The following is a 15978-nucleotide window of genomic DNA, read 5'->3' on the forward strand; positions in this document are numbered from 1 at the left end:
TCGTCCGTGGTTTTGTGCTGGTAGAGGCCATTGCCCCGTTCCTGCCACACCGACCGGAGCCAACCAGTGGCCCCGGTGCCCGTTCCCACGAGCACCCCGGAAGACGCCTGGGCCTCGACGACACCCCCGTCGCCCTCCAGACCCAGGCGGTATCTGGCCGTCTGATGACCGACGGCGCCCAGATAGATCTCGTTCAGCGCGACCAAGCGCTGTGTGTCGTCGGCGACGGCCTCGACCATGGTGAGTTCGTCCACACCGGTACCGGCCGCGTGCGCCGAGGACAGCAGCGCGGCGGCGGCCGACGGGCGGTGCCGTACCAGGACACCCGGGTTGCGGCCGGGGTCCGTGTCGAAGCCCAACACCGGTTGCCCGGACAGGTACTTGGCGACGTTCGCGACCAGGCCGTCCGGCCCGACCACGACCACCACGTCCTCCGGCGCGAACAGGAACCGGTCCAAGTCGGCCCGCTCGACCTGTGTCTGACGCCAGGTCAGGGGGATCGCCGACGACACCTCGGCCAGCGCCCGCCGGGTCCGGCGGTGCCGTTCGGCGATCTCCTCGATGTCCCGGCCCCGTGACTTCAGGAAGTACGCGGCCTGGCCGTGCGTCCCGTGCCGGGCGACCAACTCCTCGTACTCCGTGGTCCGGTGGACGAGGACGGCCCGCGGCGCGAGACTCACGCGCCCGCCTCGCCGCCACCGGTACCGAGCCTGGCGAACAATCCGGTCAGCACGTCCGGCGAGATCGTGACGCTGTCGATGTTCGGCAGGTTCTCCGCGAGCCGCGTCCCGGTGAGCGCGTGCAGGGTCGCGACGTCCACATCGGAGTGCACCCGCAGCCACGCCGCCTGGGCATGCGCCCGCGCGTCGCCCACCTCGCGCGCACCCTCGGCCTCGGCACGGGCGAGCCGTACGGAACGCGCCGCCTCGGCGTCGGCGAGCCGTACCGTACGAGTCGCCTCCGCCTCGGCCCGTACGCCGTCCGCCGCCGCGTGCTCCTCGGCCTCGCGGCGGGTGTTCGTGCCGCGCTGGTCGACCAACTGCTCCTCGCGGCGGGCGAGTTCGATCTGGCTGTCCAGTTCGTTCTCGGCGATCGCGCGCTCCCGCTCGACGGCCACCGCCCGGCGCTCGTAGGTGGCCCGGTCCGCCTCCTGCTGGATCTGCTCGCGTGCCGGGGTGCGCAGCGCCCGCTCCACCTCGGGCTCGGGGCGGATGGCCATCACGCGGACGGCGACCACCTCGATGCCGGTGGCCGGCAGCCGCGGTTCGGCGCCGAGTCCCGCCGCGATCCGCTCCCGTACCGACGTCACGCCGTCGACCAGCGCGGACGCCAACAGCGTCCGGGCGAGTACGGCCAGCGCGTGCTGCTGGGCCGTCTCCGTGAGCAGGGTGCCGAGTTGCTCAAGGGGCGATCCCCGCCACACGCCCGTGTCCGGGTCGACCGAGAAGTCGAGCCGTGCGGAGGCCAGGGCCGGGTCGCTGATCCGGTAGGTGACGGTCGCCTGGACCGCCACGTCCTGGAAGTCGGACGTACGGGCATGGAAGGTCATGGCCAACTCCCGGTCGTCGACCGGTACTTCGGAGAGCGCGGCGGTCAACGCACGGAACCAGAAGCTGAGTCCGGGCCCGTCGTGCAGCAGCTTGCCCGAGCGGTGGTGCCGGATGTGCGCCGTCGGAGCTCCGCGCAGGTGGCGCCAGCCCAGGCGCCGGGTGATGTCGGCCATCAGAGTCCCTCAGATCCCGTCGGTGCCGTGGGATCCGGTCAGATCCCTCATCGATCTCGTCAGTAAGACGATAATCGTGCGGCCCACTTGTCGTCAAGGGGACGAGAACAAGTTGCGGTATGTGAAGTGGTGGCGGTATGTGAAGTAAGGGGGTGAACCCGGCTCCGGGTGGTCAGGATGGAGACATGGCACTCCATGTCGACTCCGAGACCGGGCGGCTCCGCCGCGTCATCCTGCACCGGCCGGATCTGGAGCTCAAAAGGCTCACCCCCAGCAACAAGGACGCCCTCCTCTTCGACGACGTGCTCTGGGTACGCCGGGCGCGCGCCGAGCACGACGGCTTCGCGGACGTGCTGCGCGACCGAGGCGTCGCCGTCCACCTCTTCGGCGACCTGCTCGCCGAGTCCCTGGCGATCCCGGCGGCCCGCGCGCTCGTCCTGGACCGCGTCTTCGACGAGAAGGAGTACGGCCCCCTCGCCACCGACCACCTCCGTGCCGCCTTCGAGGCGCTGCCCGCACCCGAACTGGCCGAGGCGCTCGTCGGCGGCATGACCAAGCGGGAGTTCCTGGACGCCCACGCGGAGCCGACCTCCGTCCGCTTCCACGTCATGGACCTCGACGACTTCCTCCTCGCCCCCCTCCCCAACCATCTCTTCACCCGCGACACCTCCGCCTGGATCTACGACGGCGTCTCCGTCAACGCCATGCGCTGGCCGGCGCGGCAGCGCGAGACCGTCCACTTCGAGGCGATCTACCGGCACCACCCGCTCTTCCGCTCGGAGAAGTTCCACGTCTGGTCCGAGGGGCAGGCCGACTACCCGTCCACCATCGAGGGCGGGGACGTGCTCGTCATCGGGAACGGCGCGGTGCTCATCGGCATGAGCGAGCGGACGACCCCGCAGGCCGTCGAGATGCTCGCGCACAAGCTGTTCGCCGAGGGGTCCGCGCAGACGATCGTGGCGCTCGACATCCCCAAGCAGCGCGCCTTCATGCACCTCGACACGGTGATGACGATGGTCGACGGCGACACCTTCACCCAGTACGCGGGGCTCGGCATGCTCCGGTCGTACACCATCGAACCGGGCGTCGGCGACAAGGAGTTGAAGGTCACCGACCATCCGCCGGAGCACATGTACCGCGCGATCGCCGCCGCCCTCGGGCTGAGCGAGATCCGCGTCCTGACCGCCACCCAGGACGTGCACGCCGCGGCGCGCGAGCAGTGGGACGACGGCTGCAACGTCCTCGCCGTCGAGCCCGGCGTCGTCGTCGCCTACGAGCGGAACGCCACCACCAACACGTATCTGCGCAAGCAGGGCATCGAGGTGATCGAGATCCCCGGCAGCGAACTGGGCCGAGGCCGGGGCGGGCCGCGCTGCATGAGCTGCCCGGTCGAGCGGGACGCCGTGTAGCCGTACGGGAAGCGCGGCGGTGCGTCGGCGGCGACAAGTGGTCGTATAGAAATGCCGAAGGTCGTATAGAATTCCAAAAGTCCCTGTACCTGTACCGATGGAGCGCCCCCATGGCGACAGTCCCGACCGCCCTTGCCGGCCGCCACTTCCTCAAGGAGCTGGACTTCTCCGAGGAGGAGTTCCGCGGCCTGATCGAGCTGGCCGCCGAGCTGAAGGCCGCCAAGAAGGCCGGGGGCGAGACGCGGTATCTGCGGGGGAAGAACATCGCGCTGATCTTTGAGAAGACCTCGACGCGCACGCGCTGCGCGTTCGAGGTCGCCGCGGCCGATCAGGGGGCCTCGACGACCTACCTCGACCCGTCCGGCTCGCAGATCGGGCACAAGGAGTCCGTGAAGGACACCGCGCGGGTGCTCGGTCGTATGTTCGACGGCATCGAGTACCGCGGGGACAGCCAGGCGGCCGTGGAAGAGCTGGGCGCGTTCGCCGGAGTGCCGGTCTACAACGGGCTCACCGACGACTGGCACCCCACCCAGATGCTCGCCGACGTGCTCACCATGACCGAGCACAGCGCCAAGCCCCTCAAGCAGATCGCCTTCGCCTACCTCGGCGACGCCCGCTTCAACATGGGCAACTCCTACCTGGTCACCGGCGCGCTGCTGGGCATGGACGTACGGATCGTCGCCCCGAAGTCGTACTGGCCCGCCGAGGAGATCGTCGCCGCCGCCCGCGCACTCGCCGAGCGGAGCGGCGCGCGCATCACGCTCACCGAGGGGATCGAGGAGGGGGTGGCGGGCGCCGATTTCGTCGTCACCGACGTGTGGGTCTCCATGGGCGAGCCCAAGCAGGTCTGGGACGAGCGGATCACGGCCCTCGCGCCGTACGCCGTGACCATGGACGTCCTGCGGGCCACCGGCAACCCGGACGTCAGGTTCCTGCACTGTCTGCCGGCCTTCCACGACCTCGGCACCAAGGTCGGCCGCGAGATATACGAGACCCACGGCCTCGACTCGCTGGAGGTCACGGACGAGGTCTTCGAGTCCGCCCACTCGGTCGTCTTCGACCAGGCGGAGAACCGACTGCACACGATCAAGGCCGTTCTGGTGGCGACACTGGCCTGACCGGCGCTTGTGTCGTACGGCGGCTATCCCGCCGGGTGCCACTGCGGCGGTACGACGGGCAGCCTGAACCACACCGCCTTGCCCGACTCGGTCGGGCGGTGGCCGCACGACGAGCTGAGGGCTCGGATCAGCAGCAGGCCGCGCCCGTGCTCCTGCCAGGGGTCGGGCTCCTCGGTGACGGGCTTCGTCAGACTTCCGGGCGGCTCCGGGTCGGTGTCGTGCACCTCGACCTGGCAGCCGGTGGGCAGCAGCTCGACCACGAGCTCTATGGGGGCGTCACCGGCGGTGTGCTCCACCGCGTTCGCGACCAGCTCCGCCGTCAGCAGCTCCGCGGTGTCGCTGTCGGCCGTGTGCTTGACCTCGGACAGAGCCGTACGGACCAGTGCGCGGGCCACCGGCACGGCCGCGGCGGTGTGCGGCAGTGCGATGCGCCAGGAGGCGGAGGCGGAAGGGCGTTCTTGCAAGGCGGGTCCGTTCATGGAGCAGGCTGTCCTGCTTTCAACTATATGAATGGTACGGCGCCTTTTGTCAGAGTCTCTCGGCGGGCACCGCACGGGACCTTCGTCCCGGTACCGAGCGGCATACCCCGTTCAACGGACACTCCCTCACAGCTGCTCCCGTTGTTACCGCGCTATTGACGACTCGTGACGGATGCGACGGCAACAGGTCATTTCACGAGGGCACGCGAACGCCCCCAAGCTCCGTCCGGTACGGGGCTTGGGGGCGTGGAGGTCGAAGATCAGGCCAGGTCGGCCATCCCCGCCGTGAGCGTCGCGCCGTCCGCCGGGTCGATCACGAGGAACGCGCCCGTGCGGCGGGAGACCGCGTAGTCGTCGAGCGCGAGCGGCTCGGCGGTGCGCAGGGTGATCCGGCCCAGGTCGTTCGCGGTCAGCTCGGCCGCGCCGCCGAGGTCCCTGACGATCGCCTTGACCGTGCGGGTCGTGTGCCGCAGCAGCACCCGGTCGCCGACGCGCAACGGGCGGTCGGCCAGATGGCAGACGGCGGCCCGGACGTCCTGGGTGAGCGCGGGCGCGTCGACCCCGGCGGTGATCATGTCGCCGCGCGCCACGTCCCGTTGGTCGGCGAGCCGCAGGCTGACCGACTGGGGCGCATACGCCGCGTCGGCCTCGGTGCCGAGCACGGAGATCCCGGTGATCTCGGAGGTCTCACCGGAGGGATGCACCGTCACCCGGTCACCGACGCGCAGCGTGCCGGACACCAACTGGCCGGCGTAGTAACGGACTTCGCCGTCACGGATGACGTACTGCACGGGGAAGCGGGCCGGGGCGTCGGACGGGTCCGCGCCGACCGGGACGTCCTCCAGGAACTCCAGCAGGGCCGGGCCCTCGTACCAGTCCATGTGCGCCGAACGGTCCACGATGTTGTCGCCGACGAGCGCCGACACCGGGATCGGCGTGAAGGAGGGCAGCCCCAACTCGGCCGCGTGGCCCGCGAATTCCTCGACGATCCGCTCGAACACCCGTTGTTCATAGCCGACCAGGTCCATCTTGTTGACGGCCAGCACCACGTTGGGCACCCGGAGCAGCCCGGCCACGGCGGCGTGCCGCAGGGTCTGTTCCACGACACCGTTGCGCGCGTCGACGAGGATGATCGCCAGCTCGGCGGTGGAGGCGCCGGTGACCATGTTGCGGGTGTACTGCACATGGCCCGGGGTGTCGGCGAGGATGAACCGCCTGCGCGGGGTGGCGAAGTAGCGGTACGCCACGTCGATCGTGATGCCCTGCTCGCGCTCGGCGCGCAGCCCGTCGGTGAGGAGGGCGAGGTCGGGCGCGTCCTGGCCGCGGTCGGCCGACACCCGCTCCACGGCCTCCAGTTGGTCGGTGAGGACCGACTTGGAGTCGTGCAACAGCCGCCCGACCAGGGTGGACTTGCCGTCGTCGACCGAACCGGCCGTCGCGAACCGCAGCGTGTCGATGGTGATGGTGCTCATGGTTAGAAGTACCCCTCGCGCTTGCGGTCTTCCATCGCGGCCTCGGAGAGCTTGTCGTCGGCGCGTGTGGCGCCGCGCTCGGTGACCCGGGAGGCGGCGATCTCGGTGATGACCTGCTCCAGCGTGGCGGCGTCGGAGTCGACGGCGCCGGTGCACGACATGTCACCGACGGTCCGGTACCGCACCTGGCGCTTCTCGACGGTCTCGTCCGCCTTCGGGCCGCCCCATTCACCGGCGGTGAGCCACATGCCGCCGCGAGCGAACACCTCGCGGTAGTGGGCGAAGTAGATCTGGGGGAGTTCGATGCCCTCGCGGGCGATGTACTGCCAGACGTCCAGCTCGGTCCAGTTGGAGAGCGGGAAGACGCGGACGTGTTCACCGGGTGCGTGCCGGCCGTTGTACAGATTCCACAGCTCGGGCCGCTGACGACGGGGATCCCATTGCGAGAACTCGTCGCGAAGGCTGAACACCCGCTCCTTGGCGCGCGCCTTCTCCTCGTCCCTACGACCGCCACCGAAGACCGCGTCGAACTTCTCGCTCTGGATCTTCTCGGTGAGCGGCACGGTCTGCAGGGGATTCCGGGTCCCGTCGGGGCGTTCGCGCAGCACACCGCGGTCGATGTAGTCCTGTACGGAGGCCACATGGAGCCGCAGCCCATGTGCGGCTACCACACGGTCCCGGTACTCAAGGACCTCGGGGAAGTTGTGTCCGGTGTCCACATGCAACAGCGAGAACGGCACCGGCGCGGGCGCGAACGCCTTCAGCGCGAGGTGCAGCATGACGATGGAGTCCTTGCCGCCGGAGAAGAGGATCACCGGCCGCTCGAACTCACCCGCCACCTCACGGAAGATGTGCACCGCCTCGGACTCAAGAGCGTCCAGGTGAGAGAGCGTGAAGGCTTCCGTGGTCGTCACCGCGCTCACACCAGCCCCCGCTCGGACAGCACCGCGTACACCGCGTCCGCCGACTCCCGCGGACTCTGGACTTGCGTCGGCAGGGTGAGCGCCGGGTCCGTGGGCGGTTCGTACGGGTCGTCGACGCCGGTCAGGCCGGTGAGGTGACCCGCGGCCTGGCGGGCGTAGAGGCCCTTGACGTCGCGCTCGCTGCACACCTCGACGGGGGTCGCGACATGCACCTCGATGTACGGCGTCCCGCTCGCCTCGTGCCGCTTGCGGACGGCCTCGCGGCTGTCGGCGTACGGCGCGATGACCGGGACGACGGAGAGCACGCCGTTGCGCGCGAGCACCTCGGAGACGAGGCCGATGCGCTGCACGTTGGTGTTGCGGTCCTCGCGGGAGAAGCCGAGGCCGGCCGAGAGGAAACGGCGTACCTCGTCGCCGTCGAGGACCTCCACGCGATGTCCCTCGGCTTTCAGCCGCTCCCCGAGATACTGGGCGATCGTCGTCTTACCCGCACTCGGCAGTCCGGTGAGCCAGACGGTGGCTCCCTGAGCCCTTGCCGTGGTGGTCATGCGCAACAGTCCTCTTTCTTACCCGACGAGCGGCGTCGTCGAAGGCTAGGTAAGAACTCTGAGAGGACCTGCTAAGGAGCCTGAGGTTTAGCTGAGTGACTGATGGTGCGCAAGAGGTCACGGGCCTTCGCCATGAACTGTTCATAATCGGCCGCTACGGCCACTGCCGTCACACGCCCGCGAACGTCGCCCCCGCGTCCCGCAGCCGCTCGTGCAGCGCGCGGAACACCTCCGCCGAGCGGACGCCCGGCCAGCCCCGGGGGAGCAGGCTCGCGGGCAGTCCGGGGTCGACGTAGGGGAGATGGCGCCAGGAGTCCAGGGCGCGGAGGTAGTCGCGGTAGGCGTCCTCGGGCGGGGTGTCCGCGCGCCGCTCCCAGTCGTGCAGCACGGGCGCGTGGCGGTCGAGGAACGCCTGGTGCTGTGCGGCGATCGCCGGCAGGTCCCACCAGCGGGCCACGGCCTCGGCGGTCGCCGCGAAGCCGAGGTGCTCACCGCGGAAGAAGTCGACGTACGGGTCGAGCCGCAGCCGCTGGAGGATGTGCCGGGTCTCCTCGTACAGGCGGGCGGGCGCGATCCACACCCCCGGGGCGGCGGTGCCGAAGCCGAGTCCGGCCAGCCGGGAGCGCAGGACGTGCCGCTTCTGCCGCTCCGACTCGGGTACGGAGAACACCGCGAGCACCCAGCCCTCGTCCTCCGGGGGCGTGGTCGCGTAGACGCGTCGGTCGCCGTCGTCGAGCAACTGCCGCGCCTCGGGCGAGAGTTCGTACCCGGCGGCGCCCTGTGCCGTACGGGCGGGCAGGAGCAGCCCGCGCCGTTTGAGGCGGGACACCGACGAGCGCACAGAGGGCGCGTCGACGCCGGCCGCGGCCAGGAGCCGGATCAGTTCCGCGACCGGAACCGGGCCGGGCACGAAGCGGCCGTACGCGCCGTAGAGCGTGACGATGAGAGACCGTGGAGCATGCTGGTCGGACACGTTGATCATCTTAGGCCGACGGCATCGCTGCTGGTCACCTCGGGTGCGCAACCTGAACCTCTACGGTCCGAGGGGCGCCACGAGGGAGGGGGCGCCGTGGGCCGGGCCCGACGGTCCCGCCGTACTGCGGGAGATCGGAACGGTCAGGCGGCGACGGCGAGTTGGTCCGCCGGTACCCGGTGCGGGGCGACGATCCGGCCGTCGGGCAGCAGGGCGCCCGTGTCGTCGAAGACGATCGCGCCGTCGCACAGCAGCGTCCAGCCCTGCTCGGGGTGGGCGGAGACGATGTGCGGGGTGCGGGTGTCGGTCACGGGGCACGAGGACTGGTGGGAACACATGGCGTACCTCCACGTCGGATGCGATCCGTTCCGGCGGCTCCGTCACCGCCCCGCATCGCATATACAGACCATCCTCCCGCCGCGAACTCATCGGAACCGCCCGCTGTGAAGCGTGACAACACGCGGACAACACTCGGACGGTTCCACGACGGTCGGTGCGGACTCGGCACCGAAGGAGTGCCGATCGCGGCGGCCGGGTCGGACTCGCCACCGAAGGAGTGAGGGTCACGGGAGTCGGGGCGCTCGACCGGTACCAGTGGAGGCCCCAACTCCAGGAGGTATTCCCATGTCCCTGCGTTCCGTCCTCGGTACGGCGGCCGGTGCCGCGCTGCTCCTGCTGGCCGCCGCCCCCGCCGCGACCGCGTCCGCCGACCCGTACGAGACGGTGACGGTCGACCCCACGGGCCGTATCGCCCCGGACGGCACCGTCACCCTCTCCGGCACCTACCGCTGTCTCGGCAACTCCGGTGCCGTCTTTGTCAGTTCCTCCGTCATGCAGGGCGACCCCTCGGTCCGGCACGGCATCGGCGGCACCCGCGCGGTCTGCGACGGCACGGAGCACACCTGGGAGAACTCCGGCAAGCCGTCGTCCGACCCGCTCACCTCCGGCGCGGCCCAGGTCGAGGCCACGGTGATGGAACTCTCCTCCGGGGGCGGCCTGCCCCTGCCGCGCTTCCACGCGGTACAGCGACAGGACATCACCCTGACCGAGAGCTGAGCCCGCGGCGTCTCCGCACCTTGAAGTCCGCCACACGACTCCGGCCCGGCCCCAAGTGGGGCCGGGCCGGAGGGAGTTCAGGTCCGTCAGTGCTGGGTGTTGCTCGCCCAGATCGGGGTCGAGCCGGAGTAGATCACCATGTTGCCGTCGCCCTGGAGCCGGAGGATCGAGCCGTTGTGGCCGACGGTCTGGCTGGCCCAGACGGCGTGGTTGTCGGAGGTGTAGACGACGAGGTTGCCGTCCGCCTGGAAGACCGCGTGGTAGTTCGAACCGAAGGTCATGGTCGCCCAACGGGCCTTGTTGTCCTCGTCGTAGAGGACGAAGTTGCCGTCGGTCTGCATGCGCAGCCGGGCCTTCTTCGCGTTGATGGACTGGCCGGCCTTCAGCACCCGGGTGGCCGTGACGAGGATGTCCGACGGATAGCTGGACTTGGAGGTGGACGTGGTGGTGGAGCTCGACTTCGTCCCGGACTTGGTCGTCGTGGACTTCTTCGTCGGCTTCGCCGCCGCGGCCGGCTTCTTCGTCTTGACCGTCGTCGGCTCGCTCACCGGCCGCGCGCCGGTCGTCTTGGCCGGAGACGTGTGGTGCGCGGCCTTCGACGTGGTGTGCGGGGTGGGAGCGGAAGGGCTGTCCGAGGCGTATGCCCCGGCGCCCTGCGTCGCGCCGTCGCCGAGAATGGTGCCCGCCTGGTCGGCGACCACACGATCGTGGCTCTCCGGCGTCCGGTCCCGGCTCATCAGCAGCCCCGGTACGGCGATCAGCAGCGCGCCGAGCACCGCCGCACCGGCCAGCAGCGGGCGGCCCGGGCGGCCGACGGACGCGGCCGCCGTGTCTCCGGGGGTGGGTCCGTCGCCCTCGGGCACGCTCGCGGCCAGCGCCCCGGCGGGGGCCTCGGCCTCGGCTTCCTGCCGCGCCGATCGGGCGGCGGCAGCGGATTCCGGGCCGGTCGGCCCGGCGGGTTCTTCCGGCGTACGGCCGCCAGCGGCGAGCGCTTCGGCCTCCGCCGCCGAGGTCGTGGGACGACTCAGCTCCGCTGCGACCGATTCCGCCGAGAGTTCCGCCGCGACGGACTCCGCGGAGACGGCCCCGGGGGAACCGGCAGCCTCTGAACGGGACTTGGATGCCTCGCCCGCCGTACTCGCCGCCGGTTCACCTGTTGCCGGGGTCGATGCGGTGACGGTTTCCCCGGCGGACGCCGCCGCCGATGTCGAGGCGCCCGTCACGGAGTTCTCCGCCGCGTTCTCTGCCGCCGTTTTCCGCGCGGCCGGTCCGGTTCGGTCTGTCATCCGCCCTGTCCGCTCTCATTCGCCCAGCAGTTCGTCGTACGTCTGTGTGCGCAATCCTATTCACGTCCCTTCACGCGCATGCGCCAACGGCGGTTCCTTTCACCGGAGTTAACAATCGTCACGGACAAGCCCCGGCGCTGGTCCGGCTGTTGCGCAACAGCCCATAATTCGCCGTACGGCACTGTTGTGCCGCACCGCGCGCCCGCGCTCCGGACGTTCCGCGGACCGGACCGGAGTGGGAACGCGCGTGCGGGGACGGCATGATGGGGTTGCCGCAACCGACAGGTGCCGACACGAGGAGGTCAGCTGAGTGCGCCAGGTACTGACGGTCTGTCCGGAGGGCACCGGGGACGCCCGGACGATCGGAGAGGCCCTGGCCAGGGCGCGCGGAGGCGCGGTGCTGAGTGTGCGCCCGGGGACGTACGAGGAGAACCTCGTCGTCACCACCCGGGTCACCATCGTCGCCGAACAGGCGCGCGGCACCGTCCGGTTGGCACCGCGCAAGGGCACCGTGATCTCGCTGCGCGTGGACGCGGTGATGCTGACCGACCTGGTGGTGCAGGGCCAGGACGAGGAACATCCGGCCGTGGACGCCTCGCACGGGCAGGTCGCGATGCAGGGCTGTGATCTGTCCGGCGCCTCGTGGACGACCGTACTGGCGCGCAACTCCGGTTCGCTGGCGATGCGTGAGTGCCGGGTGTCCAACCGTACCGGCGCCGGTGTCGTGGTCACCTCGCCGACGGAGAGTTCGCTGGAGTCCTGCACCCTCGAACACTTCGGCACCAGCGGGGTGGTGATCGGCGAGCGCGGCCGGGCCACCCTGCGCGGCTGCACGGTGCGCGACGCGCGCGGCAACGGCGTGCTCGCCAACGGCGACGCCCAGGGCTCCATCGAGGACTGTGACCTGGCCTCAACGGACAAGCCGTCGCTGGCACTTGAGGAGCGCAGCGCGGTGCGGGTGCTGCGGACCGTGGTCCGCGACACCTCGATCGGTGTGCATGTGACCAGCACCGCCCGCTGCGAGCTGGAGGAGGTGCGGGTCACCGGCAGCAGCGGGCCCGGCATCATCGTCTCGCACGGCAGCGACCCGGTGCTGCGCCGCTGCCGCACCGCCCGCACCACGGGCAACGGCCTGCTGGTGACGGACCGTTCGCGCGGCACGTACGAGGACTGCTGGCTGACCGGTGCCCAGACGGCGGCGCTGCGGGTGGCCGGGGCCTCCTCGCCCACGCTGACCTCGCTGACCGTCCGGGACGGCGAGAGTGACGGCGTACTCCTCGAAGAGGACTCGGCGGCCGAGCTGGAGCGCGTGGAGATCATCGACGTCAAGGGCGCCGGTGTGGTGATCCGCGGCAACGCCAACCCGCTGGTGCGGCGCGCCCGGATCACCGGGGCCGGCGGCTGCGGTGTGTCGGTGCGCGACGGCGGGCGCGGCCGGGTGGAGGACTGCACGGTCGAGGCACCGGGCGGCGCGGGCGCGGAGGTCGCGGCGGGCGGCAACGTCTATCTCGCGGGCTTCCGGGTCAACAACCCCGGCGGCGCCGGTCTGGAGATCGGCGGCGAGGGCACGGCCGCGCTGCGCGACGGCGAGCTGGTCTCGGCCGGCGGCTGCGGTGTACTCGTGGACACCGGCGGCGAGTTGACGGCGAACCGGGTACGGACCGCTGCCGCCGCCGAGCACGGCTTCCTGGTCCGCGACGGCGGCCGGGCCTCCCTGAACGGCTGCGAGGCGGCGGGCAACGAACGCGACGGCATCCGCGTCGAGTCCGAAGCGCCGGTGTCCGTGGTGGGCTGCACGGTCCGCGACAACAAGGGCGGCGGACTCGTACAGGCCAGGGCCGGCGGCCGGCTGGCGGTGGAGAACCTCACCAGCACCGGCAACGAGTCCCGCGACGCCTGGGGCTTCGGCGAGGCCGAGGGCACCGACCCGGCGGGCACCGTGTCCGCCTCGGACGGCCCCGGACGCCCCGACGGACCGATGGCCGCGCTGGAGAGCCTCATCGGCCTCGACAACGTCAAGGAACAGGTCCGCACCCTCGTCAACCTCACCCAGCTCGCCGCACGCCGCGCCCAACTCGGCATGTCCGCCCCGCCGATGGGCCGCCACCTGGTCTTCGCCGGCCCGCCCGGCACCGGCAAGACCACCGTCGCCCGCCTCTACGGCACGATCCTCGCCGAGCTGGGCGCCCTGCGCTCCGGACACCTCGTCGAGGTCTCCCGCGCCGACCTCGTCGCCCAGGTCATCGGCGGTACGGCCATCAAGACCACGGAGGCCTTCGAACGGGCCCTGGGCGGCGTCCTGTTCGTCGACGAGGCGTACACCCTCACCGCCGACTCCCGTGGTTCCGGGGCGGACTTCGGGCGCGAGGCGGTCGACACCCTGCTGAAGCTGATGGAGGACCACCGCGACGACGTGGTGGTCGTGGCGGCGGGCTACTCCGACGAGATGCGCAGCTTCCTCGGCTCCAACCCCGGTCTGGCGTCCCGTTTCTCACGGACCGTCGAGTTCGAGAACTACTCGGTGCCGGAGCTGGTGGAGATCATGGAGAGCATGTGCGTACGCCACCAGTACGCGCTCGCCGACGAGACGCGACACGCCCTCGCGGTGCACTTCGAACGGCTGCCGAAGGACGCCGGCTTCGGCAACGGCCGTGCCGCACGGCAGGTGTTCGAGGAGATGGTGGACCGGCAGGCCGTACGGCTGTCCGCGCTCACCGACGTCACCGAGCAGGACCTCTCCCTGCTGCTGCCGCAGGACATCAGCGAGGAGGCGGCACGCACCGCCGCCGACGGGCCGAACACCGCCGACCCCGGCGACGACGCGCTGAGCAGGCTGGACGCGCTGGTCGGACTCCACGCGGTGAAGCGGGACGTCACCGACCTCGTCAACCTGGTGTCGACGGCCAAGCAGCGCGAGGCCGCCGGACTCCCGGTGCCCCGGCTCAGCCACCACCTCGTCTTCACCGGCCCGCCCGGCACCGGCAAGACCACCGTGGCCCGTCTCTACGGCGAACTCCTCGCCTCCCTGGGCGTGTTGCCGCGCGGCCAGCTCGTCGAGGTGTCCCGCGCCGACCTCGTCGGCCGATACGTGGGCCACACCGCGCAGTTGACCCGCGAGGTCTTCGAACGCGCCCTGGGCGGCGTGCTGTTCGTCGACGAGGCGTACACCCTCACCCCGCGTGAGGCGTCCGGCTCCGACTTCGGCCGGGAGGCCGTGGACACCCTGTTGAAGCTGATGGAGGACCACCGCGACAAGGTGGTCGTCATCGTCGCCGGCTACACGCAGGAGATGGAGAACTTCCTCGCCTCCAACCCGGGCCTCTCATCCCGGTTCTCGCGCCGCGTCGAGTTCGCCGACTACTCCTCCGACGAACTGGTCACCATCGTCCGCGAGCACGCCGTACAGCTCGGGTACGAGTGCGCGGCCGGACTCGGGCCCGTGTTGCGGCAGTACTTCGACACGCTGCCCCGCGACCGGTCCTTCGGCAACGCGCGCACCGCCCGCCAGATCCTGGAGCGGATGATGACCCGGCAGGCGGGCCGGCTCAGCAGACTGGCCGTCCCCAGCCTCGACGACCTGCGACTGCTCCTCCCGGAGGACCTCGCCGACCCGACGGCCACCTCTCCCACCTCCAGCGGGGCGGCCCGGGCATGACGACGACACCCAACAAGGCCTTCGCCGCCGGTCTGGCACTGCTGCTGACGGCCGCCGCGAGCGCCGTCGGCGCCGGATCCGCGTCGGCGGCGGGAAGCACGGTCCAACTCCCCGTGCTGGCCTCACGGTTGAACGCCGATACCGCGTGTGCGGCGGGCTCGGACCGGCGCGCCACCGACGTGCCGTGGGAACAGGTCTCGCTCCAGCTCAGCCGGACCTGGCCGTTCGCTTCGGGCACCGGAGTGACCGTCGGCGTGGTCGACACCGGGGTCTCGTCCTCCGCACCCGCCCTGAAGGGCCGGGTCACGGCGGTCGGTGACGCCGGGACCGACTGCGTGGGCCACGGCACCTTCGTGGCCGGGCTGGTCGGCGCCGCCGTAGAGGACGGTGTGCGGTTCGCGGGTGTGGCGCAGCAGGCGCGCATCCTCGCGGTGCGCGGCAGCGACGCGCGCGGGGCGGTCACCGCCGGGAAGGTCGCGGACGGCATCCGGGCCGCCGTGGACGGCGGCGCCAAGGTGGTGACCGTGTCGGCGGCGCTCGGCGGCGACACCGCCGCGCTGCGGTCGGCGGTCGCGCTCGCCGCGAAGAAGGACGTCCTGGTGGTCGCCGCCGCCGTACCGGACACGCCGTCGACCGCCGGTTCGGCGACGGACAGTCCGCCCGCCCGCGACTACTATCCGGCCGCCGACGACGGTGTGCTCTCCGTCCTCGACGTCGACGTCTCCGGCAAGCGGCCGACCGGCGCGTACACGACGTCCAGTGCCGCAATTGCCGCTCCCGGTGACGGAGTTGTCGGCATCGGCCCGAAGAAGGCCGGCCACTACATCGGCTCCGGGGCGTCACTGGCCGCCGGGTACGTGGCGGGAGCGGCGGCGCTGGTGCGCTCCGTCCACCCGGAACTGACCGCCGCGCAGACCGCGAGCCTGCTCCGCACCTCCGCGTACCCGGCCGACGTGCCCCGCCTCGACCCGTACGCGGCCGTCACCTCGGTCCTGGCCGGCGCCGCCGCACCGGCCCGGGGCGATGCCGGTTCCCAGGTACACCTGCCTGCCGACAAGGCGGCCGAACCGCTCCGCCGCGCCCTCTGGCCCGCGTCTGCGGGCCTCGCCGTGATCATCGCGGTGGTCTGGCTGGGCCTGATCCTGCCCCGAGGCCGCCGCCTGGGCTGGCGCCCGTCGCGGCCGGAGGGTACGGCCGGGCCCGAGGGCGCGGAGAGCCCGGTTCCGGTGGGCACCGGTGCCCAGGGGACCTCGGAGAACTGACGGCCGGGGACCACGCACAGTGTGAAACGGAACGGCCCCGGGGGAGCAACAGGCGCCCGGGGCCGTTCCGGTCG

The 15978-nt window shown here is 71.3% G+C and carries 14 protein-coding genes; 5 read left to right on the top strand and 9 right to left on the bottom strand.

The window, feature by feature from the left end:
- Together ACFWP5_RS47140 and ACFWP5_RS47145 are read right to left on the bottom strand one after the other, a co-directional pair.
- Positions 1–680, bottom strand: a 680-nt coding sequence (locus tag ACFWP5_RS47140; protein ID WP_384171796.1) for a hypothetical protein, incomplete at its 3' end; no start/stop codon positions are given.
- Positions 677–1723: an SPFH domain-containing protein gene (locus tag ACFWP5_RS47145; protein WP_384171799.1), complete on the bottom strand. Its 1047-nt coding sequence runs from the start codon at positions 1721–1723 to the stop codon at positions 677–679. The genes ACFWP5_RS47145 and ACFWP5_RS47140, both read right to left, overlap by 4 nt.
- A gap of 185 nt (positions 1724–1908) precedes the next feature.
- Here ACFWP5_RS47145 and ACFWP5_RS47150 point away from each other — a divergent pair, with 185 nt between their 5' ends.
- Positions 1909–3132: an arginine deiminase gene (locus ACFWP5_RS47150; protein ID WP_384171801.1), complete on the top strand. Its 1224-nt coding sequence runs from the start codon at positions 1909–1911 to the stop codon at positions 3130–3132.
- Positions 3133–3242: 110 nt separating this feature from the next.
- The gene (gene argF, locus ACFWP5_RS47155) at positions 3243–4250 is read left to right on the top strand and encodes an ornithine carbamoyltransferase (protein WP_384171805.1); all 1008 of its coding nucleotides are present in this window, start codon (positions 3243–3245) and stop codon (positions 4248–4250) included.
- A 23-nt stretch (positions 4251–4273) separates the two neighbouring features.
- On the opposite strand, the gene ACFWP5_RS47160 is transcribed toward argF, so the two are convergent.
- The 6 genes from ACFWP5_RS47160 to ACFWP5_RS47185 form a co-directional block, all read right to left on the bottom strand.
- Positions 4274–4729, bottom strand: coding sequence for an ATP-binding protein (locus ACFWP5_RS47160; RefSeq protein ID WP_384171808.1), 456 nt, complete (start codon positions 4727–4729; stop codon positions 4274–4276).
- Between the two features lie 260 nt (positions 4730–4989).
- Positions 4990–6201: a sulfate adenylyltransferase subunit 1 gene (locus ACFWP5_RS47165; protein WP_384171811.1), complete on the bottom strand. Its 1212-nt coding sequence runs from the start codon at positions 6199–6201 to the stop codon at positions 4990–4992.
- Positions 6202–6203: 2 nt separating this feature from the next.
- Positions 6204–7124 (bottom strand): sulfate adenylyltransferase subunit CysD, encoded by a 921-nt coding sequence (gene cysD, locus ACFWP5_RS47170; protein ID WP_384171814.1) that lies wholly within the window; start codon positions 7122–7124, stop codon positions 6204–6206.
- Entirely contained in the window at positions 7121–7672 is a 552-nt protein-coding gene (cysC, locus tag ACFWP5_RS47175; RefSeq protein ID WP_384171817.1) for an adenylyl-sulfate kinase, read from the bottom strand. Before cysC ends, cysD begins: the two co-directional genes overlap by 4 nt.
- Before the next feature lie 169 nt (positions 7673–7841).
- On the bottom strand, positions 7842–8654 hold the full coding sequence (locus tag ACFWP5_RS47180; protein ID WP_384171821.1) for a PaaX family transcriptional regulator C-terminal domain-containing protein: 813 nt from the start codon (positions 8652–8654) through the stop codon (positions 7842–7844).
- A 134-nt stretch (positions 8655–8788) separates the two neighbouring features.
- Positions 8789–8983: a DUF5999 family protein gene (locus ACFWP5_RS47185; RefSeq protein ID WP_384171824.1), complete on the bottom strand. Its 195-nt coding sequence runs from the start codon at positions 8981–8983 to the stop codon at positions 8789–8791.
- Positions 8984–9269: 286 nt separating this feature from the next.
- Between ACFWP5_RS47185 and ACFWP5_RS47190 the strand changes: the two genes are divergently transcribed.
- The gene (locus ACFWP5_RS47190; protein ID WP_384171827.1) at positions 9270–9701 is read left to right on the top strand and encodes a DUF6299 family protein; all 432 of its coding nucleotides are present in this window, start codon (positions 9270–9272) and stop codon (positions 9699–9701) included.
- An 86-nt stretch (positions 9702–9787) separates the two neighbouring features.
- Here the strand turns inward: ACFWP5_RS47190 and ACFWP5_RS47195 are convergent, their stop codons facing one another.
- Positions 9788–10987 carry a hypothetical protein gene (locus ACFWP5_RS47195; protein ID WP_384171830.1) on the bottom strand — a complete coding sequence of 400 codons (1200 nt, stop codon included), beginning with the start codon at positions 10985–10987 and terminating at the stop codon, positions 9788–9790.
- Between the two features lie 310 nt (positions 10988–11297).
- On the opposite strand from ACFWP5_RS47195, the gene ACFWP5_RS47200 reads away from it, so the two are divergent.
- On the top strand, positions 11298–14642 hold the full coding sequence (locus ACFWP5_RS47200) for a right-handed parallel beta-helix repeat-containing protein (protein WP_384171835.1): 3345 nt from the start codon (positions 11298–11300) through the stop codon (positions 14640–14642).
- On the top strand, positions 14639–15904 hold the full coding sequence (locus tag ACFWP5_RS47205) for a S8 family serine peptidase (protein WP_384171838.1): 1266 nt from the start codon (positions 14639–14641) through the stop codon (positions 15902–15904). Before ACFWP5_RS47200 ends, ACFWP5_RS47205 begins: the two co-directional genes overlap by 4 nt.
- The last annotated feature ends 74 nt before the right edge of the window (positions 15905–15978 follow it).

The sequence above is a fragment of the Streptomyces sp. NPDC058469 genome, from assembly GCF_042721125.1.
In the GTDB taxonomy this organism is placed as follows: Bacteria; Actinomycetota; Actinomycetes; order Streptomycetales; family Streptomycetaceae; genus Streptomyces.